This is a genomic window from Bacillus sp. MMSF_3353, assembly GCF_030733445.1.
Taxonomy (GTDB): domain Bacteria; phylum Bacillota; class Bacilli; order Bacillales; family Bacillaceae_G; genus Bacillus_A; species Bacillus_A wiedmannii.
This window is the reverse complement of record NZ_JASHJA010000011.1, coordinates 48,206-74,060: the sequence shown is the minus strand read 5'-3', so window position 1 is coordinate 74,060 and position 25,855 is coordinate 48,206. Positions and strand designations below refer to the sequence as shown.

Genomic DNA, 25,855 nt, shown 5'->3' with positions numbered 1-25,855 from the left:
GCATTTATCGTATACTACTATAAACCTGTTAGAGAAGTTAATATAGTATGGAACATAAATATTCTAATATTATTCATTTAAAAGTCATATTTTACATTTTTTAAATAGAACGTAATACATAAAAATTCAAAATATAAGTTGACACTATTTTTAATGTGTGATAAAAATGATAGTAATCAATTCGGAAAATAATATTTGGGCAATGAAAGGGTATAGTAGTGAATATCTCCCTATTTCAGAGAGCTGATGGTTGGTGTGAATCAGTATATAGATTATTCATGAAGTTCGTCCTGGAGCATCTTTCATAAATCTCACATTGTGAGGAAATGAAAGACGGTAGTTTATACCGTTATCAAATAAAGTGGTGAAGATTGTTTCACAACTAGGGTGGTACCGCGATATTTATCGTCCCTACGTATTTACGTAGGGACGTTTTTTATTTAGGTCCTAACTTTGTTGTGGCTTCATAACTAGGGTGGTACCGCGATAATTTATCGTCCCTACGTATTTGCGTAGGGACGTTTTTTATTTAGGTCCTAACTTTGTTGTATCTTCATAACTAGGGTGGTACCGCGATATTTTTGTCGTCCCTACGTATTTACGTAGGGGCGTTTTTTTTATTATTAGGGAGGAAGTGAACGTATTAGAAAAGAGTATTGATAGAACAATATAAATACTGAACTGAAACAAAGAAAAAGAGACAGAGAGGAGATTAACAAATGAATTCACAGCAATGGACATCGAAATTAGGTTTCGTATTAGCTGCAGCAGGTTCAGCAATTGGTCTTGGGGCGATTTGGAAATTCCCATATATGGCCGGCATCGGAGGAGGCGGGGCGTTCTTCCTTATTTTCATCGGTTTCACATTATTAATTGGTTTACCGCTATTATTAGCTGAATTCGTTATCGGAAGAAGTACACAAAAAGAGGCTGTTGATGCATATAGAGAAATTGCACCCAAAACATTATGGCCATGGTTAGGGAAATTAGGGATTATAACTTGTTTCATATTACTTTCTTTCTACAGTGTTGTAGGGGGATGGATTTTATTATACTTATGGAATGCAATTACAGGTAGACTATGGGAAGGAAATGGCGCATACGAAGCTACGTTTGGTGAAATCATTTCCAATCCTTATTTAGCAGTAGGAGCACAGTTATTATTCATTCTTATTACTATTTTTATCGTAAGTAAAGGCGTACAAAACGGTGTTGAAAAAGTAAATAAATATTTCATGCCAGCGCTATTCGTTTTATTCTTTGTATTAATTGTTCGTGCCCTTACATTAGACGGCGCGGGAGAAGGAGTTCGTTTCTTCTTACAACCTGATTTCTCACATGTAACATCAGAAGTTATTTTATATGCGATGGGTCAATCGTTCTTCTCATTATCGGTCGGTGTAGCAGTAATGGTAACATATAGTTCATACTTACCGAAGGAAGAAAGTTTACCGCGTTCAGCATTTTCTATCGTAGCTTTAACATTAGTAATTACATTACTTGCAGGACTTGCAATTTTCCCAGTTGTATTTGCATTTGGATTAGAACCATCTCAAGGACCAGGATTATTATTTATCGTATTACCTGCTATTTTCAGTAAAATGGCGTTCGGAAAAGTATTCTTCGTTATTTTCTTATTGCTGTTCTTCTTCGCAACGATTACATCTGCTATTTCTATGCTAGAAATTAGTGTTGCGTCGTTAACATCAAAAGGTAAAGGCAAACGTGAAAAAACGGCCTTAATCGTAGGTTTATTAATCTTCGTTGTTGGAGTACCATCAGCATTATCATTTGGTATATTAAGTGATCTGAAAATTTTCGGAAAGACAATCTTTGATTTAGCGGACTATGCAGTGAGTAACGTACTAATGCCACTTGGTGTTTTATTAGTTTCCATCTTTGTTCCTTTAAAAATGAAGAAAGATGTATTAATGAAAGAGCTTGGTGTAAGTAAAAATAAAGGCTATAAACTGTTCGTATTATGGTTATTCTTACTTCGCTTTATCGCACCAATTGCGATTATTATCGTATTCTTAAATGTACTTGGCATTATTTAAAAAGAAAGGTAGCGTATCGCTCTATGATACGCTACCTTTTTACTTTGCTCTTTTTTGCAGTTCGTTTACTGTTACGAACTGATAGCCCTTCTTAGATAATGAGTCTAAAATACCTTCAATGGTCTGTAAATTTTCATTAGACTCATCGTACATAGAGTGTAATAAAATGATAGAACCTGGTTGTACATTTTTATTAACATATTCAATTTTATCAGCAGCAGATTTATAAAAAGTATCAGGTTCAAGGTCCCATGTGATTGTTTCGATATTATTTTTATTTAAATAATAGGGCAGACCAATTAGCTTTTTTCCGTTAGGTGGTCTAAAATCAATTTCGCCTGTATATCCTGTTTGGCGGATTAATGAATTCGTTTTTTCTATTTCTTCTTTAATAAAAGAAGGTGTTTTAAAAACCATTCTGTTATGAGAATATGTATGGTTTCCAACTTGGTGTCCAGATTGTACGATAGATTCTCCTAACGATAGGTTTTTTTCTAATTCATTTCCGATTAAAAAGAAAGTAGCTTTTGCATTGTATGTATCTAGTAGCGGTAATATTTGTTTTACATTGTTCGTAGGACCATCATCAAAAGTTAAAGCAATCACTTTTTCATTTGTTTCTACTTGGTTTGTTAAATTTCCAAACAATTGAAAACTTCTTGCGTTCATCAATTTGTATGTTCCAAATAATGCTACAGTAATAATGAATAATGTAACGATTGTAATAATTATTTTCTTTTTCATAAAGCAACCTCACTATATTTTTGAATTGGACTAAAAAGTATTATATCAAACTAAGTAATTTCATGCTTTAAAAAGGATGTAGATGCAAGGGGGAGGAATTTATCATATAATAAAATGCAAAAGGTATATTAGGAGGTGTTTATATGGCGATTACAATTCAATTGCCGGACACTGCAGCGTCTCATGCAAAGCCAAGTATGGAAATGGCGATACTTTGCGTGAGGTAGACAAGTAATATACAATCGCCTAAATGAGCTCGTATCATTTTTTATATTTGGCTTTGCACCTTATTGAAATGAACCATAAAAAATAAGGGGCGAGCAGAAATGAAATACGTTAAAGCTGCGACAGTTTTACCAAAAAGTTTAATTACTGAAATTCAAAAGTATATACAAGGTGAAACAATTTACATTCCAAAACAAGAAACGAAACATTATAAATGGGGTACACGATCTGGAGGAAGAAAACAATTAGATGAAAGAAATAAAGCTATTAAAGAAGCGTTTAAAAGCGGAATTTCCATTCATCAACTTGCGGAGGAGCATTTTCTTTCCGGAGAAACGATTAAAAAGATCGTGTATTCTAAATAAAAATAAAAGAGTCTAGTTCAATTATTAAATTGAACTAGACTCTTTTTTTGTTTTGTATCTATTGGATATATTGCGTATGAATGGACAAAATAATAGAAAAATGTGTCGTTTTTTTACTAAATAGAATATAGAACATTTGAGTGAAAAGCAGAAAGGTGAGCATTTATGAATCATATTGGACAAATAACGATAGAGCTTTTAATTGGTTTCTTTGTTCTATTAATTGCTACAAAAATACTAGGGAAAACACAAATATCTCAGCTAACCCCCTTTGATTTTATTTCAGCTATCGTCCTTGGTGAGCTCGTTGGAAATTCAATATATGATCCTAAAATTAAAGTGTGGTCTATTTTATATTCAGTATTTGTTTGGGTAATTTTAATTTATTCAATAGAAGTGATAACACAAAAAATAAGAGGAACAAGAAGGTTTTTTGAAGGGTATCCTTCAATTATTATCCGTAATGGAAAAATTGACCGAGAACAATTAAGTTCAAATCATTTAGATATTAATCAATTACAACAAATGCTTAGGCAGCAAAAAGATATTTTTTCAATTCGAGAAGTTGAATATATGATTTTGGAACCTAACGGAAACATAAGCGTTCTGAAAAAGAGCAAATATGAATCTCCTACTATAAATGATTTAAGTTTAAAACATAAGCCTGTATACTTACCAATTTCATTAATTAGTGATGGAAAAGTAGTGAAAGATAATTTGAGGGAAGCTGGTTTTGATGAAGGATGGCTGTATAAGCAAATAAAGCAAAGAGGGATTACTAAATTTGAGGATGTATTATATGCTGAATGGAAAACAGACGATGGTTTCTTTTGTCAGGAAATGGAGCGGTAAAATATAATCGATGTATGTAATATTCGTTTCTAAGTTATCTTTTACATATCAAAAAGCTGAATCATTGTATACAATAAGACTAGATCAACAATTTGTATGGAGTGATAAAGATGGAAGCTTTTATTAGAAGTGATCAATATAATTTTATAAAATCACAAGCTTATATTTTAGCAAATGGGCACGCAACTGCAAATGATAGAGGTGTAATTCAAGCGTTAAAATCACTAGCGATTGAAAAGATAATACATGTATTTGAGAATTTAACGGATGAACAGAAAGAGTTAATTGATACCGTATTAACAGTTCAAAATAGAGAAGATGCAGAATCGTTTTTACTGAAAATAAATCCGTATGTCATTCCGTTTCAGGAAGTTACAGCGCAAACATTAAAAAAATTATTTCCTAAAGCGAAAAAATTAAAACTTCCTGATATGGAAGAACTGAACATGAAAGAATTATCTTATTTAAGCTGGATTGATAAAGGGTCAAGCAGGAAATTTATAATAGCGAAAAATGATAAAAATAAGTTTGTTGGTCTGCAAGGAACGTTCCAGAGCTTAAATAAAAAGAGCATTTGTTCATTATGTCATGGACATGAAGAAGTTGGGATGTTTTTAGTTGAAATTAAAGGTGATGTGCCAGGAACTTTCGTGAAAAAGGGAAACTATATTTGCAAAGATGGTGTAGCTTGTAATCAGAATATGAAATCACTTGATAAATTGAACGATTTTATTGAACGATTGAAGAAATAAAGAAGGGACCTCTAGTATTTAAACTGGAGGTTTTTATTTTTTGAAGAAGTAATAATAGGCTTCTTTTGTAGCTGTAAATTTATAAAAAAAGTCGGGTCATTTATAATGAAATTAGATAAAAATATCTATTTGGATACAGTTGCTTATATGCAAGGAGGTAAAACATGAATTACATTTTACCGAAAGAAGAAATGTTAAAAGTGAAACGGTGGCCTAAAGATACGATAGCGGCAGGTCGTGGTCATACAGTTGCTCTTAAATCGGATGGCACAGTTGTGGCAGTGGGGCGAAATAAAGAAGGAGAATGCAATGTAAGCGGTTGGTGTGATATTGAAGCAGTCGCAGCGGGCAATGTTCATATGGCGACGAACACGGGTAATGCTCATACAATCGCTCTTAAAAGTGATAATACTGTGGAAGCGGTGGGGTGGAATAAGCATGATCAATGTGATGTAAACGACTGGCATAATATTGTATCGGTTGCGGCGGGGTGGCGTTGTACCATTGGCCTTAAACCGGATGGCACAGTAGTAGCAGTGGGGCGAAATAAAGAAGGAGAATGTAATATAAGTAGCTGGAGAGATATTGTGGTGGTCACGGCGGGTGACTGGCATACAGTTGGTCTTAAAATGGACGGAACAGTGACGACTGTGGGGAATAATCGATATGGCCAATGCAATGTAAGTGGATGGCGTGGTATGGTGGAGTTGGCGGCAGGTTATCTTCATACTGTTGGTTTGAAATCGGATGGCAAAGTGATGGCAGTGGGTAATAATAAACTTGGTCAATGCGATGTAGGCAGCTGGAAAGATATTATGGCAATAGCGGCTGGTACGAATCATACAATCGGACTTAAATCAGACGGTACCGTGGTGGCAGTCGGCTGGAATGAGTATGGTCAATGTAATGTAAGCGATTGGCGTGATATTGTAGCGATAGCGGCGGGTTGTGCGCATACGGTCGGTCTGAAATTAGATGGCACGGTGGTAGCAGTAGGTGATAATACATACGGTCAATGCGATGTAGGTAGCTGGCGTAACATCCGATTGCCTAGCAAATAGTTAATTCACAACAAATCACTAGTAATATTATTCTATTTTAGGAGTAATTATGGAATAGGATATGTAGATAAGAACCCCTTTTTAAAAGAGGTTCTTATTCTTTTCCATAAAATGAGTGTCTAAATGGAATTTTTGAACAAACTTTATTTCAAAGCTACAGTAGAAAGTATAAATTACAAATAAAGCATAGGAGAGCTGAAGAAATGCTTAAAAAGTTTTTGCTTTCTTTACCGGATGTTTTACTTGTATGCATTGTTATCTACATAACATACACAACTACTTTTAGTTTTGTACAGATGTTAGTAATTTCAATTGCAATCGGAATCGTCGGTGGTCTTGTTATAAAAATTTGTAAGGATGTATTCACGTATATAAGGTGGACAATTAAACAGAGGAAATCTTGAATATGTTGTATTGCTATTAGGAGGAGAGGAAATGAATAAGAAAAAGAGTAGAGTGAAAAATGAAATCGCACTTTGGACATTAACAGCGGTTGTTCTCATTATTGCATGGTACTTTTTTCAAAGATAAAAATGCATCGTACTTAAAAGGTACGATGCATTTTTATTATTTTTTTTGCCAATTTTCTTTTATAAAGTCTTCACGGCCAGATTCTTTTTGCTCAGTAGCATATTTCTCCGGATTTTTTTTATAAAAATGTTGATGGTATTCTTCAGCCTCATAAAAAGGTGCAGCCGGGCGAATTTCAGTTACGATTGGCTCTTTAAACATACCGCTTTCTGCAAGAGCTTGTTTTGATTTTTCAGCAAGCTCTTTTTGCGTTTCATTATGATAAAAAATAGCAGTGCGATAAGAGGGACCACGGTCAAAGAATTGTCCGCCATCATCAGTTGGATCGATTTGTGGCCAATATAAATCTAGTAATTTTTCATATGGAAAAATAGAAGGATCGAATGTAATTTGTACAACTTCTAAATGACCAGATGTACCAGCTTTTACTTGTTCATATGTTGGGTTTTCTACATGACCACCTGCATAGCCAGAAAGTACTTTATGAATACCAGGAAGTTCATCAAATGGCTTTACCATGCACCAAAAGCAACCGCCTGCGAAGGTTGCGAGTTCGTATGTTTTTTCGGACATTGTTGTAATCCTCCTAAATATATATGTTTTATATAGTATTATACAATCTTTTTTATTACGCAATAAAAAAGATTTAGAAGTAAAGGGAAATTGAAATATATTTCTTTATAAAGTCTTTAAAATTCCTTCAAAGTTTCTTTTTTTCTGAGTGTTATGATGTGAATCGAAGTGAAGATGTGAGGTGATAGACAATGAATCCACGTATGAAAATTAATAGTTTACAACAAAAAATGAAAGAGAGACTAATATGAAAAAGGAATTTATACAAAGCGATTTAAGAAATATATTGATTGCGGCATGCTTATTATTAGGGTTAGTTATTTTTGGATATTTTTTAATAAATAATTACCCAGGTACAAATGAAAAAAAGAAGTTAACAGATGCAACATCTACTTCAGAATCAATTACATCTATTGCTAATTCAGATGCCAAAAAAAGGGTTACAAAAACTTTTAATATTACGGCGAAAGTAGCAAGTTTAGATTTGGGAGATGGGAAAAAGGTAGATGCATGGACCTTTGATGGAACATCACCGGGTACTCAAATTCGAGTTAAACAAGGTGAACGTATTGTTGTAAATTTGAAAAATGAATTGCCAGAACCAGTTACAATCCATTGGCACGGATTAGATGTTCCTGCGGCGGTAGACGGTGTTCCAGGTGTTACGCAAAATGCTATAAAACCAGGTGATACATATACATACGCATTTAATGCTGATCAGGTGGGGACATATTGGTATCATTCACATCAAAAAAGTGCAATACAAACGGAGCGGGGACTATTTGGAACCATCGTTATTGAACCGAATAAACCAGCTGTAAAATATGAAAAGGATTATACAGTGGCGATCCATGAATGGAAAACAGGAGCCATAAAAACCCGTAAGCATAATGGCGAACAAGATAAAGATTGGGATAGCTACCCTAGCAATCATATTCGAAATGAAAAGGCGCAAACTTTAGAAGGCCCGTTAATGATGCCAAGTAATGATCAACTCAAAGATTTATCTGATGGAGATGATTACGATGTATTTACATTAAATGATACAAGTGAGGGACTACGATTGGATGCAAAACCAGGTGAAACAGTACGCCTTCGCTTAATTAATGCTGGGAATAATACGCATTTAATGACATTAGTTGGGGCGCCATTTCAAATTATCGCATTAGATGGTCGTGATATAAAAGGTGGGGACGAGCTAGATAAAGCAATTCTTCCGATGGGAGCTGCACAACGTTATGACCTTGTTTTTAAAATGCCGGAAACAACGAGTGTAAAACTTATTAATGTGGATCCATCTAAGAAAATGAATCGAATGTTAACGGCGACTATTGGGAACGGTTCTTTGCCGAAAAAACCTATTGATATAAAGAGTTATCCATGGTTTGATTTTACGAAATATGGAGAAAAAGAAGTTGGCAAGTTTACGATAGATTCAAAGTTTACAAAGGTCTATGATATGGATTTGGCAGAAGGTGTGAAAGATGTAAATGGACAAGAAAAATGGGTGTATACGATTAATGGAAAGACATCACCTGACATTCCACCCATTAAAGTAGAGAAAGGAGATAAAGTTAAGATTCGCTTTAAAAATAAGGGAGAAGAAATTCATCCAATGCATTTGCATGGACATACATTCCAAGTTATTTCTAAAAATGGTAAACCAATGGAGGGAAGTCCGATTTACTTAGATACAGTTAATGTTTTTCCGGGAGAAGAATATGAAATTGCTTTAGAGGCAAATAATAGTGGACTATGGATGGTTCATTGTCATCATCTCGTTCATGCGGAAAAAGGAATGCATACGATGATGAATTATGAGGGGGTAACTACTCCATTTTCTACCGGAGATCACTCAGGTAATCATCCAGAATAATAATACGGAGGTTTTCATGCTTTATAGAATGATAGTATTTATTTTAACAAGTGTAAGTATATTTTTATTTTCTCATAGTAGTGTATTTGCTCATACAAGTGTTGTAGGAGCCACCCCTAAAGAGGGGGAGGTTCTTACAGTACAACCGGAACAGATTATTCTTGAATTTAGTGAACCAGTTACAGGAAATGTAGTCAATATTGAACTGCTAGATCCAAGTGCAAAGAGAGTGCAAGTATCAAAGGTTGAAATATTAGATAACCCAACAAAAATAAAAGTGAAATTACCAAACTTAAATAATGGTACTTACACAGTAAGGTGGTCTATGATTTCTGCAGACGGACATCCGAGTGGGGGCAGCTATCCCTTTTCAATTGGAGAAGAAGTACAAACTAATGTAGTGGTAGAGGGAAATGCGAGTGGGAGTGGCTCAGTATTTTCAGATGTTATGATAGTAACACTACGCTATATTGTAGAGGGAATGATTTTAATTGGAGCAGGAGTAAAGTGGCTCGATATGTTTGTTAAACGTTATAGATTACCGTCCATATTGCAAAGAATGAAGAATATGAAAAAGATTTTCTTCTCTATACTTGTAGTAGGATTAATAGCTGAATTAATAGTATATAAGTCAGTTATTCCGAAGGGAAGTTTACTTATTCATTCGCCATTTTCAGTTATTATTATGATTCAACTGCTATTATTAGTTCTTATGTCTTTGCAACATATGGGGAACGAATGGTATGCGCTAGTTTGGGGATTTCTTGTTGCGAGTTTTTCTTTCACAGGTCATGTATGGATTACTAATCCAAATTGGGCAGCAGTTATAATTAGAATGGTCCATGTTATGAGTATTGCAGTGTGGCTAGGAGCACTTATTTATTTAGTTCTTGTTATAGCGTGGACAACATTATACAAAATTACATTTGATCAAAAGCGTTTCCGTAAACATTTTAGTAGTATTGCTGGTATTTCATTTATTCTAGCATTTCTTTCTGGGGAATTAATTGTGTTTCTACAGACAAGGAATTGGGTACTTTTTAATTTTAATTCAATATGGACGAACCTTTTAAATATAAAGATTCTTACTGTATGTATAATTACAATTGTAGCATGGAGACAAACGAAAACATGGGGTATCGATATTGGAACAGTTAATCGCCGTTTATTGCTCTTAGAAATGGTTCTAGCTATACTCGTATTATTAGCTGGTATTTGGATGAGTCAAGTTTCGTTTCCGGTGAATTCTGTAACAAGCTAAAATTATAATGTTCATAGGAGTTCTGTAATGTCAATCCGTATTAGATTGCTGTTGTCGTATGTTGCGATGGTAATTATTCCAATCGTTTTTTGCGGTATAGCAGTTATGTTAATTAGTGTTACTTTATTTGGTGATATTCGTATTGCAAAAGCAATCATTGGTCTTAATCAAAATAGTCATTCTCTCATTGATAAAGAGCAGGAGGGAGCTATTCGTACAAAAGAAGATGAAGATGATATTTTCAGTAGGTTGAAAATTCTTTCATCGTATGCTCCAGATAAATTGGAGGATATACATTTTTTAAAGGAAACTGATAAAGAATTAAACGATAATCAAGCAGGATTACTAATTCGAAAAAATGATGAGCTTACATATTCATCCCCATATTTTAAAATCTCTTCTTTTGATAAATACCTACCCGCATTTGAAACGGAAGGACAAAGAAAGGGAATGGATGTGAAAATAGAGGGTAATTCTTTTTACTATAAGCAATTTGATTACTACGATGAAGAGAAGGATAAGGTCAGTATTTTTGTATTTGAGTATGTAAATCCTTTAGAAGAAATGATTAGAGAATTTTTCCCGTATTTCGTATTCTCTTTAATACTTGGGTTAATTATTACGAATGGAATATTAACATATTTTATATCACGGAGTATTATTAAACCATTGCATTCATTAAAGCAGGCAACGGAAAGAATTCAAAAGGGTGATTTAGATTTTCAAGTAAAGCCACTTGCGAAAGATGAAATAGGTGAATTAAGTTTATCGTTTGAAGAGATGCGTGGCAGATTGAAGGAATCGGTCGAGTTGCAAATGCAATATGAAAAGAATCGTAAAGAATTGCTTTCAAATATTTCTCATGATTTACGGACGCCAATAACGGCTATTAAAGGTTATGTACAAGGAATTAAAGAAGGTATCGCTCGAACTCCAGAACAATTAGATAAATATTTAACGATTATTTATCATAAAGTGTTTGATATGGATCAATTAATTGACGAGCTTTTTCTCTTTTCAAAACTTGATTTGAAAGAGGAACCATTTCAATTTGAAGAGGTTGAAATTAACCAATACTTATCTGATTGCATAGAAGAACTACAACTTGAATTGCAAGATAAGGGAATTACAGTGAGATGGGATGCTCAAAAGGATACTTCTATTTTGGTAAAAGGTGATCGTGAAAAATTACGTCGTGTTATTACAAATATCATTTGGAATAGTGTGAAGTATATGGATAAAGAAGAAGGATATATAGGAATTCGCATGACCGAATCTATTGATTATGTAACGATTTACATAAAAGATAATGGGGTAGGAATAGAAGAGAAGGCGTTGCCTCATATATTTGAAAGGTTTTATCGTGCAGATCATTCTAGAAATTCTAAAACAGGTGGAAGCGGACTTGGTTTGTCAATTGCACATCAGATTATCACACAACATGGTGGTGATATTTGGGTAGAAAGCAAAAAAGGTAAAGGAACGACGCTGGCATTTACATTACAAAAAATCAATTAGAAAAAGGAGAGCATCTTGAAAAGAATTTTAATTATTGAAGATGAAGCTATTATAGCAGAGTTAGAAAAGGATTATTTAGAGGTTGCTGGGTATACAGTAGATATTGATTACTCTGGCGAAAAAGGGTTACAAAGAGTTCTGCTGGAGGATTATGACTTGTTAATTTTAGACATAATGTTACCGGGAATAGATGGATATGAAATTTGTAAACAAGTTCGATTGGAAAAGGACATACCAATACTTATGGTGTCCGCAAAACAAGAGGAAATCGATAAAATTAAAGGGTTAGGTTTTGGAGCAGATGATTATATTATAAAACCGTTTAGCCCGAGTGAAATGGTGGCACGTGTAAATGCTCATCTAGCTCGTTATGATCGTTTAACAGGAAAACGAGAACAAATAAAAGATGAAATTCGTATTCGAGGATTACTTATTGATAAATCGGCCCGACGTGTATTTGTAAATGGAACTGAAATCATGTTAACAGGAAAAGAATTTGATTTATTAACTTGTATGGCAGAACATCCAAATCAAGTATTTAGTAAAGATCGTCTCTTTGAAACTGTATGGGGGATGGATGTAATTGGTGATGCAGCAACGGTTGCTGTCCATGTGAAAAATATTCGTCACAAAATTGAACTCGATCCATTTGATAAATCATATATCGAAACAATTTGGGGAGTAGGGTATCGTTTTACACAGTGAAAAAGGCCAGCAAAAATGCTGGCTTTTTTTGCGTAAGTAGATTAAGAAATTACAAACAAGATCCTCCGCTCACATCAATTAATTGTCCAGTAACCCAGCGGCTGTCTGGAGAAGCGAGAAATGCCGCGGTATCGGCAATATCTTCTACTTCACCTAAGCGATTAAAAGCGGAAATGGTAGTGGCATACTGTTTCATCATTGGATCGCTCAAGAGTTCTGCATTCATATCGGTTTTAATAAATCCAGGAAGTATTGCATTCACTGTTATTCCTTGTGCTCCGAGCTGTTTTGCTAGCGTGAAAGTCATCGTATTAATAGCGCCTTTCGTCATACTATATGCAACGAAATCAGGTAAAGAAATACGAGTGGCAGCGGATGAAATATTAATAATTCGGCTATTGTCACGTAAACGAGATAGAGCTTGTTGGATGATAAAGAATGGTGCTTTTGCATTAACAGAAACCATTCTATCAAAAAATTGTTCAGTCGTTTCTTCAATAAAAGCACCAGGACCAATTCCAGCGTTGTTTATTAAAATATCAAATTTAGTACTACCAGTTCTTTTTTGTAATTCGCTATCTAAAGAACTATAAAGGGTTTCTACACCATGTAAAGATTCAAGGTTTGCACCGATAGAAAAAGCTGATCCGCCATTTGATTGAATTTCATAAACAGTTTCTTCAGCATCTTCTATTCGATTTCCGTAATGAATAGCAACTAATGCACCGTCGTTCGCTAAACGTTTTGCAATAGCACGTCCAATTCCTCGGCTTGCTCCTGTAACTAATGCCACTTTTCCTTTTAACATAGTTTTCTCATCTCCTCAAAAAAATTTTTATGTTATTAAGTTGTTTTTCTTTATGTAGTAATGCGAACATACTTAAGTAATATATGAGTATGTGTAAGAAGTTCATTCCGATTTTGTTTTGAGAAAAAATAAATAGACTTCTCTTGAATTGATTGAATTTTATTTTTTTTCGGAAAAACATGTTGACAATGAAAAGAACAACGTCCTATAATACGTTTAACAAATAAAAGTTAATTAAGAATCTTTAAACTTTATATGTTACATATGCAAAGAAGAGGAAAGTAGATGGTTATGATCGTTTCAGAGAGCTGCTCCTAGGCTGTGAGAGTAGTAACAATCGAATCATTGAATATCACCTCGGAGCATCGCTTGCGAAAGGGAAACTGAGTAGAGGGCGACGGCATCGTCTCCGGTAAAAGGACGGGGGTCTAATTGGACCTACAAAGCTTATATTTCGCGAGAAGTATAAGGAAGCTGAGTGGTACCGCGAAACTCTCGCCTCAGCAATCAAAGCTACTAAATTGTAGTAGTTGATTGCTGAGGCGAGAGTTTTTATTTTAAAAAATAGAATACGAAAATGCGTAGAAGAGGAGAGTAAATGAAGAAAATTGTTTCAGAGAGCTGCCCAGAAGCTGTGAGGGTGGTAACAATTTCATCATTGAAAATCACCTCGGAGTACTACTTTTGAAAACTAGTAAAAAGTAGCGGAGTTGTTTCCGATAGAAAAACAAAAGTCTAATTGGACTTGCAGAGCTTATATTTCGTGAGAAGTGTAAGGAAGCTGAGTGGTACCACGATTCCCTCGTCTCAGCAATGGATTGCTACAAGTATGTATGTAATCGATTGTTGAGACGAGTATATTTTTAAGGTTTATATACTGAATATTCTGTTAAAATAACTCATCTCAGCAATCGATATAGAAATAGATTGCAAAAATAGAGAGAAAAAAGAGGAGCGATGTGAGATGGGAAACCAGTATATTTATATGAATGGGGAATTTGTAGAAAAAGAAAAGGCAGTTGTTTCAGTATATGATCACGGTTTTTTATACGGAGATGGTGTATTTGAAGGGATTCGTAGTTACGGTGGAAATGTATTTTGTTTAAAAGAACATGTAAAACGATTATACGAATCGGCAAAATCTATTCTACTTACAATCCCACTGACAGTTAACGAAATGGAAGAAGCAGTTTTACAAACATTGCAAAAAAATGAATATGCTGATGCCTACATTCGATTAATTGTTTCAAGAGGAAAAGGTGACTTAGGGCTCGATCCTAGAAGTTGTGTGAAACCGAGCGTTATTATCATTGCAGAACAATTAAAGTTATTCCCACAGGAATTTTACGATAATGGACTAAGCGTTGTATCTGTTGCATCGAGACGTAATACGCCAGATGCATTAGATCCACGTATTAAGTCAATGAACTATTTAAATAACGTACTTGTGAAAATTGAAGCGGCACAAGCAGGAGTGTTAGAGGCCCTTATGTTAAATCAACAAGGATATGTTTGTGAAGGATCCGGAGACAATGTTTTCGTTGTGAAAGATGGAAAAGTGTTAACACCTCCTTCTTACTTAGGGGCGCTAGAAGGTATTACGAGAAATAGTGTTATCGAGCTATGTGAACGACTTAATATTCCATGTGAGGAAAGGCCATTTACTCGCCATGACGTATATGTAGCAGATGAAGTGTTTTTAACAGGAACGGCAGCAGAATTAATTCCAGTTGTAAAAGTTGATTCAAGAGAGATTGGAGATGGAAAACCAGGAAGTGTAACGAAACAATTGACAGAGGAATTTAAAAAGTTAACGAGAGAAAGAGGAGTACGTGTTCCAGGACTGGCGGAGAGCTTACTGTAGGTAGGGGAGAGGAGTTAATTAAAATGGAACAACATACAACACGTGAGAAATTACAGTGTGAAGATGTGACAGGTGCCGGACATGTTATTCAATGCTTGAAAAAAATAGGTGTAACGACTGTTTTCGGTTATCCAGGCGGAGCGATTTTGCCAGTGTACGACGCGTTATATGGAAGTGGTTTGAAGCACGTTTTAACTCGTCATGAACAAGCTGCCATTCATGCGGCAGAAGGATATGCGAGAGCTTCTGGAAAGGTCGGGGTAGTCTTTGCTACCTCTGGCCCAGGGGCGACAAATTTAGTTACGGGTTTAGCAGATGCTTATATGGATTCGATTCCTTTAGTTGTCATTACAGGGCAAGTTGCAAAACCTCTCATCGGAAAAGATGGATTTCAAGAAGCAGATGTTGTCGGGATTACAGTACCTGTTACGAAGCATAATTACCAAGTTCGTGATGTGAATCATTTATCACGCATTGTACAAGAAGCTTTTTACATCGCCGAAAGCGGGCGACCAGGACCAGTATTAATTGATATTCCAAAAGATGTTCAAAATGAAAATGTAACAAGTTTTTATAATGAAGTAATTGAGATTCCAGGGTACAAATTAGAGCCTATGCCAGACGGTAGGAAGCTTAGAGAGGTAGCTAAAGCAATTTCCGAAGCAAAACGTCCCCTTCTTTATATTGGAGGAGGGATCATTCATTCGGGTGGTTCTGATGAACTTATTCAGTTTGCGAGGGAAAATCGTATTCCTGTCGTTTCCACTTTAATGGGACTTGGTGCATATCCGCCGGGAGATTCGTTATTTTTAGGAATGCTCGGCATGCATGGAACGTACGCTGCAAATATGGCAGTAACAGAATGTGATTTATTACTTGCGTTAGGTGTTCGCTTTGATGATCGTGTAACAGGAAAATTAGAACTCTTTTCTCCGCATTCAAAAAAGGTACATATTGATATAGATCCTTCGGAGTTCCATAAAAATGTAACTGTGGAATATCCGATTGTTGGAGATGTGAAAAAAGCGTTACATATGTTGTTACATATGCCAATTCGTACACAAACAAATGAATGGCTTACGAAAATAGAGGAATGGAAAGCGGAATATCCTCTTTCCTACAATCAAAAAGAATGTGAGTTAAAACCACAGCATGTTATTAGTCTAGTAAGTGAATTAACGAATGGTGAAGCGATTGTTACGACAGAAGTAGGACAGCATCAAATGTGGGCTGCTCATTTTTATAAAGCGAAAAACCCACGGACGTTTCTAACATCTGGCGGACTAGGAACGATGGGATTTGGTTTCCCAGCGGCAGTTGGTGCTCAGCTTGCGAAAGAAGAAGAACTCGTCATTTGTATTGCGGGCGATGCTTCTTTTCAAATGAACATTCAAGAATTACAAACAATTGCTGAAAATAATATTCCTGTAAAAGTATTTATTATAAATAATAAATTTTTAGGGATGGTAAGGCAATGGCAAGAGATGTTTTATGAAAATCGTTTATCAGAGTCAAAAATCGGATCACCAGATTTTGTGAAAGTGGCAGAAGCTTATGGAGTGAAGGGATTAAGGGCGACAAATTCAACAGAGGCGAAACAAGTGATGTTAGAAGCATTTGCTCATGATGGTCCTGTCGTAGTTGATTTTTGTGTAGAAGAAGGTGAAAACGTATTTCCGATGGTTCCGCCAAACAAAGGGAATAACGAAATGATTATGAAGAGGTGGGAAGAATGAGTCATACTTTTTCACTCGTTATTCATAACGAGCCAAGCGTCTTATTACGTATAAGTGGGATTTTTGCTCGGCGTGGTTATTATATTTCTTCTTTACATTTAAACGAAAGAGATACTAGTGGCGTTTCTGAAATGAAACTCACAGCAGTTTGTACTGAAAATGAAGCGACATTACTTGTCGGTCAGTTGAAAAAATTAATTGATGTACTGCAAGTAAATAAATTATAAGGAGTGTATGGAATATGAAAACGTATTATGAGAAAGATGCAAAATTAGAGTTATTACAAGGGAAAACAGTTGTGGTAATTGGTTATGGATCTCAAGGTCATGCGCAGGCGCAAAATTTACGTGATTCTGGTGTGGAAGTTGTAGTCGGTGTTCGACCTGGTAAGTCTTTTGAAGTAGCAAAAGCAGATGGGTTTGAAGTAATGTCTGTTTCAGAAGCGGTTCGAACCGCGCAAGTTGTACAAATGCTATTACCGGATGAACAGCAAGCACATGTGTATAGAGCAGAAGTAGAAGAGAATCTCCGTGAAGGACAAATGTTACTTTTCTCACATGGATTTAATATTCACTTCGGACAAATTAATCCGCCAAGTTACGTAGATGTAGCAATGGTCGCGCCAAAAAGTCCAGGTCATCTCGTTCGCCGTGTATTTCAAGAAGGAAATGGTGTTCCGGCATTAGTCGCTGTACATCAAGATGCAACAGGCACGGCATTAAGTGTAGCGCTTGCGTATGCAAAAGGTGTAGGTTGTACACGTGCAGGTGTAATTGAAACGACATTCCAAGAAGAAACAGAAACAGATTTGTTTGGTGAGCAAGCGGTACTTTGCGGCGGGGTAACTGCACTTGTGAAAGCTGGTTTTGAAACGTTAACAGAAGGCGGATATCGTCCTGAAATTGCATACTTTGAATGTTTGCATGAATTAAAGTTAATTGTTGATTTAATGTACGAAGGTGGTTTAACGAACATGCGCCATTCTATTTCAGATACGGCTGAGTTTGGAGATTATGTAACAGGATCGAGAATTGTTACAGATGAAACGAAGAAAGAAATGAAACGTGTTCTTACAGAAATTCAGCAAGGTGAATTCGCGAAGAAATGGATTTTAGAAAATCAAGCTGGGCGTCCAACGTATAATGCCATGAAAAAAGCAGAGAAAAATCATCAGTTAGAAAAAGTGGGGGCAGAGCTTCGTGAAATGATGAGCTGGATTCATGCACCGAAAGAATTAGTAAAGAAATAGAGAAAGAGATTGTAAGTGAAAAATACGTAAGAGGGGATTTGACAAGATGAGAAGTGACATGATTAAAAAAGGTTTTGATAAAGCACCGCACCGTAGTTTATTAAAAGCAACTGGTTTGAAAGATGAAGATTTTGATAAACCGTTTATAGCTATCTGTAATTCTTTTATTGAAATTATTCCAGGTCATAAGCACTTAAATGAGTTTGGAAAACTTGTTAAAGAAGCAGTGCGTGCAGCAGGTATGGTTCCATTTGAATTTAATACAATTGGAGTAGATGACGGTATTGCGATGGGGCATATCGGTATGCGTTATTCGCTTCCGAGTCGTGAAATCATTGCAGATTCAGTAGAAACGGTTGTAAATGCACATTGGTTTGATGGCATGATTTGTATTCCAAACTGTGACAAAATTACCCCCGGTATGATGATGGCTGCACTTCGTATTAACATTCCAACTGTTTTTGTTTCAGGTGGACCGATGGCAGCTGGGAAGACTTCTAAAGGGGAGGTTGTCGATTTAAGTTCTGTTTTCGAAGGAGTAGGAGCTTATCAATCTGGGAAAATTTCAGAAGAAGAATTAAAGGATATTGAAGATCATGGCTGTCCATCTTGTGGTTCTTGTTCTGGTATGTTTACAGCGAACTCTATGAACTGTTTATGTGAAGTATTAGGTTTAGCTCTTCCTGGTAACGGAAGTATTTTAGCTATTGATCCAAGACGTGAAGAATTAATTAAACAAGCAGCAGAGAAATTAAAGATTTTAATTGAAAGAGATATTAAACCGAGAGACATTGTAACGGAAGAAGCAATTGATGATGCGTTCGCGCTTGATATGGCGATGGGCGGTTCAACAAATACAGTGTTGCACACATTGGCGCTCGCACAAGAAGCGGGTTTAGATTACGATATGAACCGCATTGATGCCGTTTCAAGACGTGTACCACATTTATGTAAAGTAAGTCCTGCCTCCAATTGGCATATGGAGGATATTGATCGAGCAGGCGGAATTAGTGCAATTTTGAAAGAGATGAGCCGAAAAGAAGGGGTGCTTCATTTAGACCGTATTACTGCTACTGGGCAAACATTAAGAGAAAACATTGCTCATGCAGAGATTAAAGATAGGGAAGTTATTCATTCTCTCGAAAACCCTCATAGTGAAGAAGGGGGATTACGTATATTAAAAGGAAACCTTGCGAAAGATGGGGCAGTTATTAAAAGTGGGGCAACAGAAGTAAAACGATTTGAAGGACCTTGCGTTATTTTTAATTCACAAGATGAGGCACTTGCGGGCATTATGCTTGGAAAGGTTAAGAAAGGCGATGTAGTTGTTATTCGCTATGAAGGACCAAGAGGCGGTCCTGGTATGCCGGAAATGTTAGCACCAACGTCAGCGATTGCTGGTATGGGATTAGGTGCAGATGTTGCGCTATTAACGGATGGACGTTTTTCTGGAGCTTCACGTGGTATTTCGGTAGGGCATATTTCGCCAGAAGCAGCTGCGGGGGGAACGATTGCACTTCTCAAGCAAGGGGATATCGTTTGTATCGATGTTGAGGAAAGATTGTTAGAAGTAAGAGTTAGTGATGAAGAATTAGATAAGCGTAAAAAAGAATGGAAACGACCAGAACCGAAAGTGAAAACTGGCTGGCTTGGACGTTATGCGCAGATGGTAACATCGGCAAATACAGGTGCAGTTCTAAAAATCCCGGATTTTGATTGAGCCAATTTAAAAGAGATAAGGATGATATATAATGGTGCAGAAGGTAAAGGAGAGAGTGAAAATTGAAGATATCTTAATGGCACATAATTGCATGAAAGATATCGTTATTAAAACACCGTTACAACGTGATACAGTTCTATCTGAGAAATATGATTGTGACGTTTATGTAAAACGAGAAGACTTACAATTGATTCGCTCTTTCAAAATTCGTGGTGCGTACAATTTAATTCAAAGTTTATCGAAAGAACAATTACAAAACGGTGTTGTTTGTGCAAGTGCTGGTAATCATGCGCAAGGAGTTGCTTATACGTGTAATTTATTGAAGATTCCGTCGAAAATCTTCATGCCAACAACGACACCTAAACAAAAAGTATCGCAAGTACAATTTTTCGGTAGTGATTTTGCAGAAATTGTATTAGTTGGTGATACATTTGATAGCTCTTTCCAAGAAGCACAGCGCTATTGTGAAGAAAATAGAATGACGTTTGTTCATCCGTTTGATGATCCGCATGTAGTTGCTGGTCAAGGAACAGTGGCAGTTGAAATTATGCATGATATGGAGAAACCAGTGGATTATATCTTTACAGCAATTGGAGGCGGTGGGTTAGCATCAGGTGTTGGTACATATGTAAAAGGTGTTAGTCCTGCTACAAAGGTCATTGGCGTAGAGCCAATGGGAGCTGCATCTATGAAAGAGGCTTTTCTTCAAAACGAAAATGTCGCGTTAGAGAAAATAGATAGTTTTGTTGATGGGGCAGCTGTCAAAAAGGTAGGAAAGTTAACATTTGAAACTTGTAAAGATGTAATTGATGATATTGTTTTAGTACCAGAAGGAAAGGTTTGTACGACGATTTTAGAACTGTATAAGAAAAATGCAATTGTAGCTGAACCGGCTGGTGCACTATCTATTGCAGCGCTTGATTTATATAGAGATGAAATAAAAGGTAAAACAGTTGTATGTACGCTAAGTGGTGGAAATAATGATATTGATAGAATGCAAGAAATGAAAGAACGTTCGCTCATTTACGAAGGGTTAAAGCATTATTTTATCATTGAATTCCCGCAGCGTTCAGGTGCGCTAAGAGAGTTTCTTGATAAGGGATTAGGGCCAGAAGATGATATTACTCGTTTTGAATACATTAAGAAACATAATAAAGAAAATGGCCCAGCACTAGTCGGAGTAGAGTTGAAACATAAAGAAGATTATGAGCAATTAATTACTCGTTTTAAAGAAAATAATATTCAATTTATGGAGCTTAATAAAAATCCTATTTTGTTTGATTTGCTTATTTAATAGAAGGAAAGAGTTAGCATCCAAATAAAAAAGATAGATGCAAACAGCGGAAATGCTGCTTGTATCTATCTTTTTATAATTACACTATATACTTTCCATATTCAAGTAGGATAAAGCTAGTTAACCAAAAGAGTATCGCAATGCGAATGATTACATACATAATAAATTCAAAGGTAGTAAGTTTTCGTTCACGTTTTATTTTTTTTAGAAGTTTAACAGAAAAAAATGAACATAAAAGTAGAACGGCTATAGATATTTTATAAATATTCTCTAACAAACTTACATTTTCTAATAAGTCTTTCAGCATGTTCATCACCTATTCTGTAAAGTATGTTACAGAGAAATAAATCTTGCGCTGTCTAGTTTCGTTTGTTTTTTATGTTCCCTGTATCATCAATTTCTACATCAGTTGAAATCGTTTGTAAATACTGTAGAGCTTTTTTCTTTTCTTCCTCATTTACAGGGGAAACTTGGTTGTTGCGAATGATGTAAGGATTGAATGACATTTGGACATCCTTTCCTTTAAAAGTTAAAGTTAATACGCCAGTTTCGGCGCTTTTCCCGCTTACATAACTTGGGAATAAAAAGTTACCTAATGAATAAGCGATAGGAACGTTATTATAATACTCAAATCCTTGTAACCAATGCGGGTGACTCCCGACAATCGCGTCAGCTCCTGCTTCAACCATTTTAGGTACATATTGTTTTTGGTATTCTACCGGACGATTTGATTTTTCAACGCCCCAATGCATATAGATGATTAAATAGTCTGCATCTTTCTTTTGCTCTTTAATTGTTTTTGTTACAAGATTTAAATCATATCCGTTCGCAACGCCAGGTTTATTGTCACCAGCTACCCAATTCGTATCAGGCATAAATCGAACGAAGGAAAGAAATTTGAACTTTTTCCCTTTTACAGTCATTTCTCGTGCAGTATATGCATCCTTTGCATTCTTTCCGGCTCCAATGTAAGGGAACTTTAATTTTTCAACGTGAGAAATCGTGTCTAATAATCCATCTTGCCCATAATCAAGTGTATGGTTATTCCCAATATTTACGATGTCATATCCCGTGTTTTTAATAGCTTTTAGTGTAGATGGATCACTTTTAATCCAAAACAGTTGTCCAGGAGCTTTCTTTTCTCTCGTTGTAAATGCTGACTCTAAATTAACGAAAGAAATATCAGCTTTTGTTATTTCTTCTTTTACATGTTGGAATGGATAATCAGCCCCGTTTTTTTCGATTACAGGACGTAATTGCCAATCTAACATTGTATCACCAGAGAAGGTGAGTGTGATTTCCTTGTCTTCTATTTTCTTTTCACTTGTTGAAGCTGTTTTACTAGATTTGTTTTGCAAATCGGGTTTGTCTTTCGCTTTTGAAATAAAAGAGTAGTTAACTAATAAAACAATTGGTGTAATGCAAAAGGCTATTAACAGAAATCGTTTTAGTAAAGTTTTCATAAATACCTTCCCTTTTGAGTTTATACCGCAATTTGTGGGCAATAAAACTCGCGCTAGTTAAAGTTTCACTTTATGTATAACTACAAATGCAGTTTATGTAGTGAAAACATTTGTTAATATTCTCAATATTAAGTTAACATATAGATAACCTGTAAATCAATGTATAAACCAAAATATAGAAATAAAGAATTCGAAGGGTGAAGAACGAGAGATGGTTATATTAGGAGCAGTTGTAAATGGGATTTGTATTATATTTGGTACTTTACTAGGAAAATTATTTAGTAGAATTCCAGAAAGTATGAAGGGAACAATTATGCATGCAATCGGTTTAGCAGTTACTGTGCTTGGACTTCAAATGGCATTGAAAAGTGAAAATTTTCTTGTTGTCATTTTAAGTTTAGTTATTGGTACCGTCATCGGGGAATGGCTACAACTAGAGGAAAAGTTAAAGCTGTTAGGAGATTGGCTAGAAAATAAAGTTGGATCGAAAGGGAAAGGGAGCATATCAGAAGGGTTTGTAACAGCTACTTTAATTTTTGCAATTGGTGCGATGGGCATACTTGGTGCACTCGACAGTGGGATTCGCGGAAATCATGATATTTTATTTACAAAGGCGATTATCGATGGGTTTATTTCTATTATATTAACGACAACTTTAGGAATTGGCGTAGTATTTTCGGCGATTCCAGTTATTTTATATGAAGGAGGGATTGCGGTTTTTGCAACACAAATTAATAGTTTGGTCCCGAAAGAATTAATGAATCAATTTATAGTGGAAATGACAGCTACAGGTGGTATTATGATAGCCGCTATTGGATTGAACTTACTTGGTATTATTAAAATTAAAGTGGCAAATTTACTGCCAGGTATATTGGTAGTTGGAATAATTGTTTCACTTATTTACGGTTACGGTTTAATAGTAAAGTAGTAGGGGATGGATATATATATGGAGGAATTTCAATATACAAAACGTGTGCATAACATATTGAAGATTGCAGCAGAAGAGGCGGAAAATAATATTATTCAATCAATTCATCTGTTTATCGGAATGAGTAAAGAAGGCACTGGAGTTTGTAGCGAGTTGTATATGTATTTGTTTCGTAACTTGGGTACGGATTTTTTAGAAAAATTTTCAATACGAAAACAATACGATTCACCGTATCAAGAGTATAAAAAAATAGGACAATATAAGGTATCTTATAAGGTGCTAGAAATTTTACAAATAGCGAAGAAACGTATGGAACGTTTCCAGCAAGTAATAATAAATGAAGGGCATGTTATATATGCGCTATTCCGCACGGATACGTTTATTGGAAATGCACAAATACAAAAAGATATATTACGTATTATAGCTGAGCCAAGAGATTTAGCGGTCGATCTAAAATATTTTGTTCCTACTTATAATCATTTAATTTGTACTGTTAGAAAGGCTAGCCCTTCTGATTTTGAAAAATTAGCAAGTTTTGTTAATGAGGAATTTGGTGAACGTTGGTTACATTCAATAGAGTATGGATTTCGTACATATAAAGAAAATTTACCTATTTATATAGCAGAACAAGAAGAAGTGATAGTGGGTTTCGCTTGTTATGATGTAGTGAGAGGAAAGAAGGGATTGTTTGGTCCAATGGGCACAGCGAAACAAAATCGCGTGAAAGGTGTAGGTAAGGAATTGTTACATCGTTGTTTACATAGTATGAAGCAAGAAGGATATGAATACGCAATTATTGGACAAGCAGGTCCGATTGAGTTTTATGAGCGAAATTGTGATGCGTGTTTAATACCGTTAGAGAATAAGTAACCAACTCCATATATGGGAGTTGGTTTTTTTATGAAAATAATGTAGAGATGTAGTGATTTTTACTAGAAAATAGCGGGTTTTGTAGTAAATCTTACAAATAAAGCAAATTACTAAACTTTTTACAAGAAAGGGTGTAGAATGGGTATCTAAAGAAAGAAGGTGTGAAAATGGCCAACTGGAAACGAAATTTAATGATTTGTTGGCTAGGTTGTTTTACCACTGCAGCCGGTATGAGTTTAGTAATTCCTTTTTTATCTTTTTATATTGAGGAATTAGGGGTGACTGGCACTTCTAGCATTGCACAGTGGTCAGGACTTGCATTTGGTATAACATTTTTAATGGGTGCGATCGTATCACCAATATGGGGAAAGCTTGGTGATATACATGGACGGAAATTGATGTTGATTCGTGCGAGCCTTGGTATGGCGATTATTATGACGCTTATGGGGTTTGTAACGGATGTGTATCAACTAGTCGCACTAAGGTTTTTGATGGGAGCAGTATCTGGTTTCCTTTCAACGGCGATGACATTTATTGCAGCAGAAACTCCGAAAGAGCATTCAGGTTGGGCAATTTCCACAATTTCAACTGGGGGCGTGAGCGGTTCTTTACTTGGCCCGTTACTTGGAGGATACTTGTCTGAGTTAATTGGAATGCGCCATGTTTTTCTTGTTACAGGAGCTTTTTTATTCCTTTCTTTTCTCATCGTTTTTTTCTTCCTACATGAAGAGAATCACTCCGCTCAAGCAAAAAAAGCACAACCGAAAAAAGTATGGACGATGGTTCCAGCAAAGCATTTAATTATTAGTTTATTTGTAACAACATTTATTATTCAACTTGCGAACATGTCAATTCAACCTATTATTACATTGTATGTAAAGAATTTAGAAGGCCCAGGAACGGCTCATATTGAAATGATTGCAGGCGCAGTCATGTCTGCGACAGGTTTAGCTATTATTATGGCAGCTCCTAAGTTAGGGAGATTATCAGATCGTATTGGACCTCAAAAAACGTTAGTTGTGGCGTTGTTTGCGGCAGGAATTATTTTTATTCCGCAAGCATTTGTAACCTCGGCTTGGCAACTATTAATTCTTCGCTTTTTATTAGGTATTGCACAAGCAGGACTATTACCTTCCGTACAAACTCTACTAAAACAACATACACCAACCCATGTAACGGGAAGAATATTTGGGTATAATCAATCGTTTCAGTTTTTAGGAAATATGATTGGACCAGTACTTGGTGGACAAATTGCAGCACATGCGGGCTTCCAATATGTTTTCTTTTCTACTTCATCACTATTATTTATTGCGTGCATTTGGGTTTATTTTCACAATAAGAACGAAGAGGTATCAGAGAAACGACATTTGGAAGTTAGTTAACTAAGTGAATGAAAAAGAAAA

General features: G+C 35.6%; 24 protein-coding genes and 3 other annotated features. Of the genes, 19 read left to right on the top strand and 5 right to left on the bottom strand.

Features of this window, described 5'->3' with window-relative positions; translation table 11 throughout:
- Window positions 1–193: 193 nt before the first annotated feature.
- Window positions 194–416, top strand: a binding site (T-box leader).
- 303 nt (window positions 417–719) lie between these two features.
- Window positions 720–2,057: a sodium-dependent transporter gene (locus RBB48_RS20685; RefSeq protein WP_060489936.1), complete on the top strand. Its 1,338-nt coding sequence runs from the start codon at window positions 720–722 to the stop codon at window positions 2,055–2,057.
- A gap of 39 nt (window positions 2,058–2,096) precedes the next feature.
- On the opposite strand, the gene RBB48_RS20680 is transcribed toward RBB48_RS20685, so the two are convergent.
- The gene (locus RBB48_RS20680) at window positions 2,097–2,801 is read right to left on the bottom strand and encodes a polysaccharide deacetylase family protein (protein WP_306008007.1); all 705 of its coding nucleotides are present in this window, start codon (window positions 2,799–2,801) and stop codon (window positions 2,097–2,099) included.
- A 326-nt stretch (window positions 2,802–3,127) separates the two neighbouring features.
- Between RBB48_RS20680 and RBB48_RS20675 the strand changes: the two genes are divergently transcribed.
- From RBB48_RS20675 to RBB48_RS20655, 5 genes are all read left to right on the top strand, one after another.
- Window positions 3,128–3,391, top strand: a complete 264-nt coding sequence (locus tag RBB48_RS20675) for a CD3324 family protein (RefSeq protein ID WP_088062985.1) — start codon at window positions 3,128–3,130, stop codon at window positions 3,389–3,391.
- 165 nt (window positions 3,392–3,556) lie between these two features.
- Window positions 3,557–4,243, top strand: coding sequence for a DUF421 domain-containing protein (locus tag RBB48_RS20670; RefSeq protein WP_088062986.1), 687 nt, complete (start codon window positions 3,557–3,559; stop codon window positions 4,241–4,243).
- A gap of 110 nt (window positions 4,244–4,353) precedes the next feature.
- Window positions 4,354–4,995 carry a FusB/FusC family EF-G-binding protein gene (locus RBB48_RS20665; RefSeq protein WP_046959069.1) on the top strand — a complete coding sequence of 214 codons (642 nt, stop codon included), beginning with the start codon at window positions 4,354–4,356 and terminating at the stop codon, window positions 4,993–4,995.
- A gap of 164 nt (window positions 4,996–5,159) precedes the next feature.
- On the top strand, window positions 5,160–6,056 hold the full coding sequence (locus RBB48_RS20660; RefSeq protein WP_215559026.1) for an RCC1 domain-containing protein: 897 nt from the start codon (window positions 5,160–5,162) through the stop codon (window positions 6,054–6,056).
- Between the two features lie 203 nt (window positions 6,057–6,259).
- Window positions 6,260–6,460 (top strand): hypothetical protein, encoded by a 201-nt coding sequence (locus RBB48_RS20655; RefSeq protein WP_088062987.1) that lies wholly within the window; start codon window positions 6,260–6,262, stop codon window positions 6,458–6,460.
- A gap of 163 nt (window positions 6,461–6,623) precedes the next feature.
- Here RBB48_RS20655 and msrA read toward each other — a convergent pair whose 3' ends face one another.
- On the bottom strand, window positions 6,624–7,160 hold the full coding sequence (gene msrA, locus RBB48_RS20650; RefSeq protein WP_001291868.1) for a peptide-methionine (S)-S-oxide reductase MsrA: 537 nt from the start codon (window positions 7,158–7,160) through the stop codon (window positions 6,624–6,626).
- 247 nt (window positions 7,161–7,407) lie between these two features.
- On the opposite strand from msrA, the gene RBB48_RS20645 reads away from it, so the two are divergent.
- Genes RBB48_RS20645 through RBB48_RS20630 form a run of 4 tightly spaced genes read left to right on the top strand, consistent with a single transcriptional unit; the run spans window position 7,408 to window position 12,520 of the window.
- The gene (locus tag RBB48_RS20645; protein WP_088062988.1) at window positions 7,408–9,036 is read left to right on the top strand and encodes a multicopper oxidase family protein; all 1,629 of its coding nucleotides are present in this window, start codon (window positions 7,408–7,410) and stop codon (window positions 9,034–9,036) included.
- A 16-nt stretch (window positions 9,037–9,052) separates the two neighbouring features.
- The gene (locus tag RBB48_RS20640) at window positions 9,053–10,297 is read left to right on the top strand and encodes a copper resistance CopC/CopD family protein (RefSeq protein ID WP_088062989.1); all 1,245 of its coding nucleotides are present in this window, start codon (window positions 9,053–9,055) and stop codon (window positions 10,295–10,297) included.
- Between the two features lie 27 nt (window positions 10,298–10,324).
- Entirely contained in the window at window positions 10,325–11,815 is a 1,491-nt protein-coding gene (locus RBB48_RS20635; RefSeq protein WP_087983038.1) for a sensor histidine kinase, read from the top strand.
- A 15-nt stretch (window positions 11,816–11,830) separates the two neighbouring features.
- The gene (locus RBB48_RS20630; RefSeq protein ID WP_075310075.1) at window positions 11,831–12,520 is read left to right on the top strand and encodes a response regulator transcription factor; all 690 of its coding nucleotides are present in this window, start codon (window positions 11,831–11,833) and stop codon (window positions 12,518–12,520) included.
- A 49-nt stretch (window positions 12,521–12,569) separates the two neighbouring features.
- On the opposite strand, the gene RBB48_RS20625 is transcribed toward RBB48_RS20630, so the two are convergent.
- On the bottom strand, window positions 12,570–13,328 hold the full coding sequence (locus RBB48_RS20625; protein WP_088062990.1) for an SDR family oxidoreductase: 759 nt from the start codon (window positions 13,326–13,328) through the stop codon (window positions 12,570–12,572).
- A 260-nt stretch (window positions 13,329–13,588) separates the two neighbouring features.
- Window positions 13,589–13,834, top strand: a binding site (T-box leader).
- A 67-nt stretch (window positions 13,835–13,901) separates the two neighbouring features.
- Window positions 13,902–14,141, top strand: a binding site (T-box leader).
- 151 nt (window positions 14,142–14,292) lie between these two features.
- Here RBB48_RS20625 and ilvE point away from each other — a divergent pair.
- Genes ilvE through ilvA form a run of 6 tightly spaced genes read left to right on the top strand, consistent with a single transcriptional unit; the run spans window position 14,293 to window position 21,191 of the window.
- On the top strand, window positions 14,293–15,192 hold the full coding sequence (gene ilvE, locus RBB48_RS20620; protein WP_000528141.1) for a branched-chain-amino-acid transaminase: 900 nt from the start codon (window positions 14,293–14,295) through the stop codon (window positions 15,190–15,192).
- A 23-nt stretch (window positions 15,193–15,215) separates the two neighbouring features.
- Window positions 15,216–16,928 (top strand): acetolactate synthase large subunit, encoded by a 1,713-nt coding sequence (gene ilvB, locus RBB48_RS20615; RefSeq protein WP_087983032.1) that lies wholly within the window; start codon window positions 15,216–15,218, stop codon window positions 16,926–16,928.
- A complete protein-coding gene (locus tag RBB48_RS20610) occupies window positions 16,925–17,155 on the top strand; it encodes an ACT domain-containing protein (protein WP_000019914.1) in 231 nt (76 codons plus the stop codon). Before ilvB ends, RBB48_RS20610 begins: the two co-directional genes overlap by 4 nt.
- A 14-nt stretch (window positions 17,156–17,169) precedes the next feature.
- A complete protein-coding gene (gene ilvC / locus RBB48_RS20605; RefSeq protein WP_088062991.1) occupies window positions 17,170–18,177 on the top strand; it encodes a ketol-acid reductoisomerase in 1,008 nt (335 codons plus the stop codon).
- A gap of 46 nt (window positions 18,178–18,223) precedes the next feature.
- On the top strand, window positions 18,224–19,897 hold the full coding sequence (gene ilvD, locus RBB48_RS20600; protein ID WP_046959077.1) for a dihydroxy-acid dehydratase: 1,674 nt from the start codon (window positions 18,224–18,226) through the stop codon (window positions 19,895–19,897).
- A 31-nt stretch (window positions 19,898–19,928) separates the two neighbouring features.
- Window positions 19,929–21,191 carry a threonine ammonia-lyase IlvA gene (gene ilvA, locus RBB48_RS20595; RefSeq protein ID WP_046959078.1) on the top strand — a complete coding sequence of 421 codons (1,263 nt, stop codon included), beginning with the start codon at window positions 19,929–19,931 and terminating at the stop codon, window positions 21,189–21,191.
- A 79-nt stretch (window positions 21,192–21,270) separates the two neighbouring features.
- Here the strand turns inward: ilvA and RBB48_RS20590 are convergent, their stop codons facing one another.
- The gene (locus RBB48_RS20590) at window positions 21,271–21,498 is read right to left on the bottom strand and encodes a hypothetical protein (protein ID WP_088062992.1); all 228 of its coding nucleotides are present in this window, start codon (window positions 21,496–21,498) and stop codon (window positions 21,271–21,273) included.
- 52 nt (window positions 21,499–21,550) lie between these two features.
- Complete coding sequence (locus RBB48_RS20585) at window positions 21,551–22,654, bottom strand: CapA family protein (RefSeq protein ID WP_088062993.1); 1,104 nt, start codon at window positions 22,652–22,654, stop codon at window positions 21,551–21,553.
- Window positions 22,655–22,865: 211 nt separating this feature from the next.
- Here RBB48_RS20585 and RBB48_RS20580 point away from each other — a divergent pair, with 211 nt between their 5' ends.
- The 3 genes from RBB48_RS20580 to RBB48_RS20570 all read left to right on the top strand — a co-directional run bounded on the left by RBB48_RS20580 (window position 22,866) and on the right by RBB48_RS20570 (window position 25,834).
- Entirely contained in the window at window positions 22,866–23,582 is a 717-nt protein-coding gene (locus tag RBB48_RS20580) for a DUF554 domain-containing protein (protein WP_046955070.1), read from the top strand.
- 18 nt (window positions 23,583–23,600) lie between these two features.
- A complete protein-coding gene (locus tag RBB48_RS20575) occupies window positions 23,601–24,452 on the top strand; it encodes a GNAT family N-acetyltransferase (RefSeq protein ID WP_098133632.1) in 852 nt (283 codons plus the stop codon).
- A 167-nt stretch (window positions 24,453–24,619) separates the two neighbouring features.
- Window positions 24,620–25,834 carry a multidrug efflux MFS transporter gene (locus RBB48_RS20570; RefSeq protein ID WP_060489966.1) on the top strand — a complete coding sequence of 405 codons (1,215 nt, stop codon included), beginning with the start codon at window positions 24,620–24,622 and terminating at the stop codon, window positions 25,832–25,834.
- Window positions 25,835–25,855 lie beyond the last annotated feature (21 nt).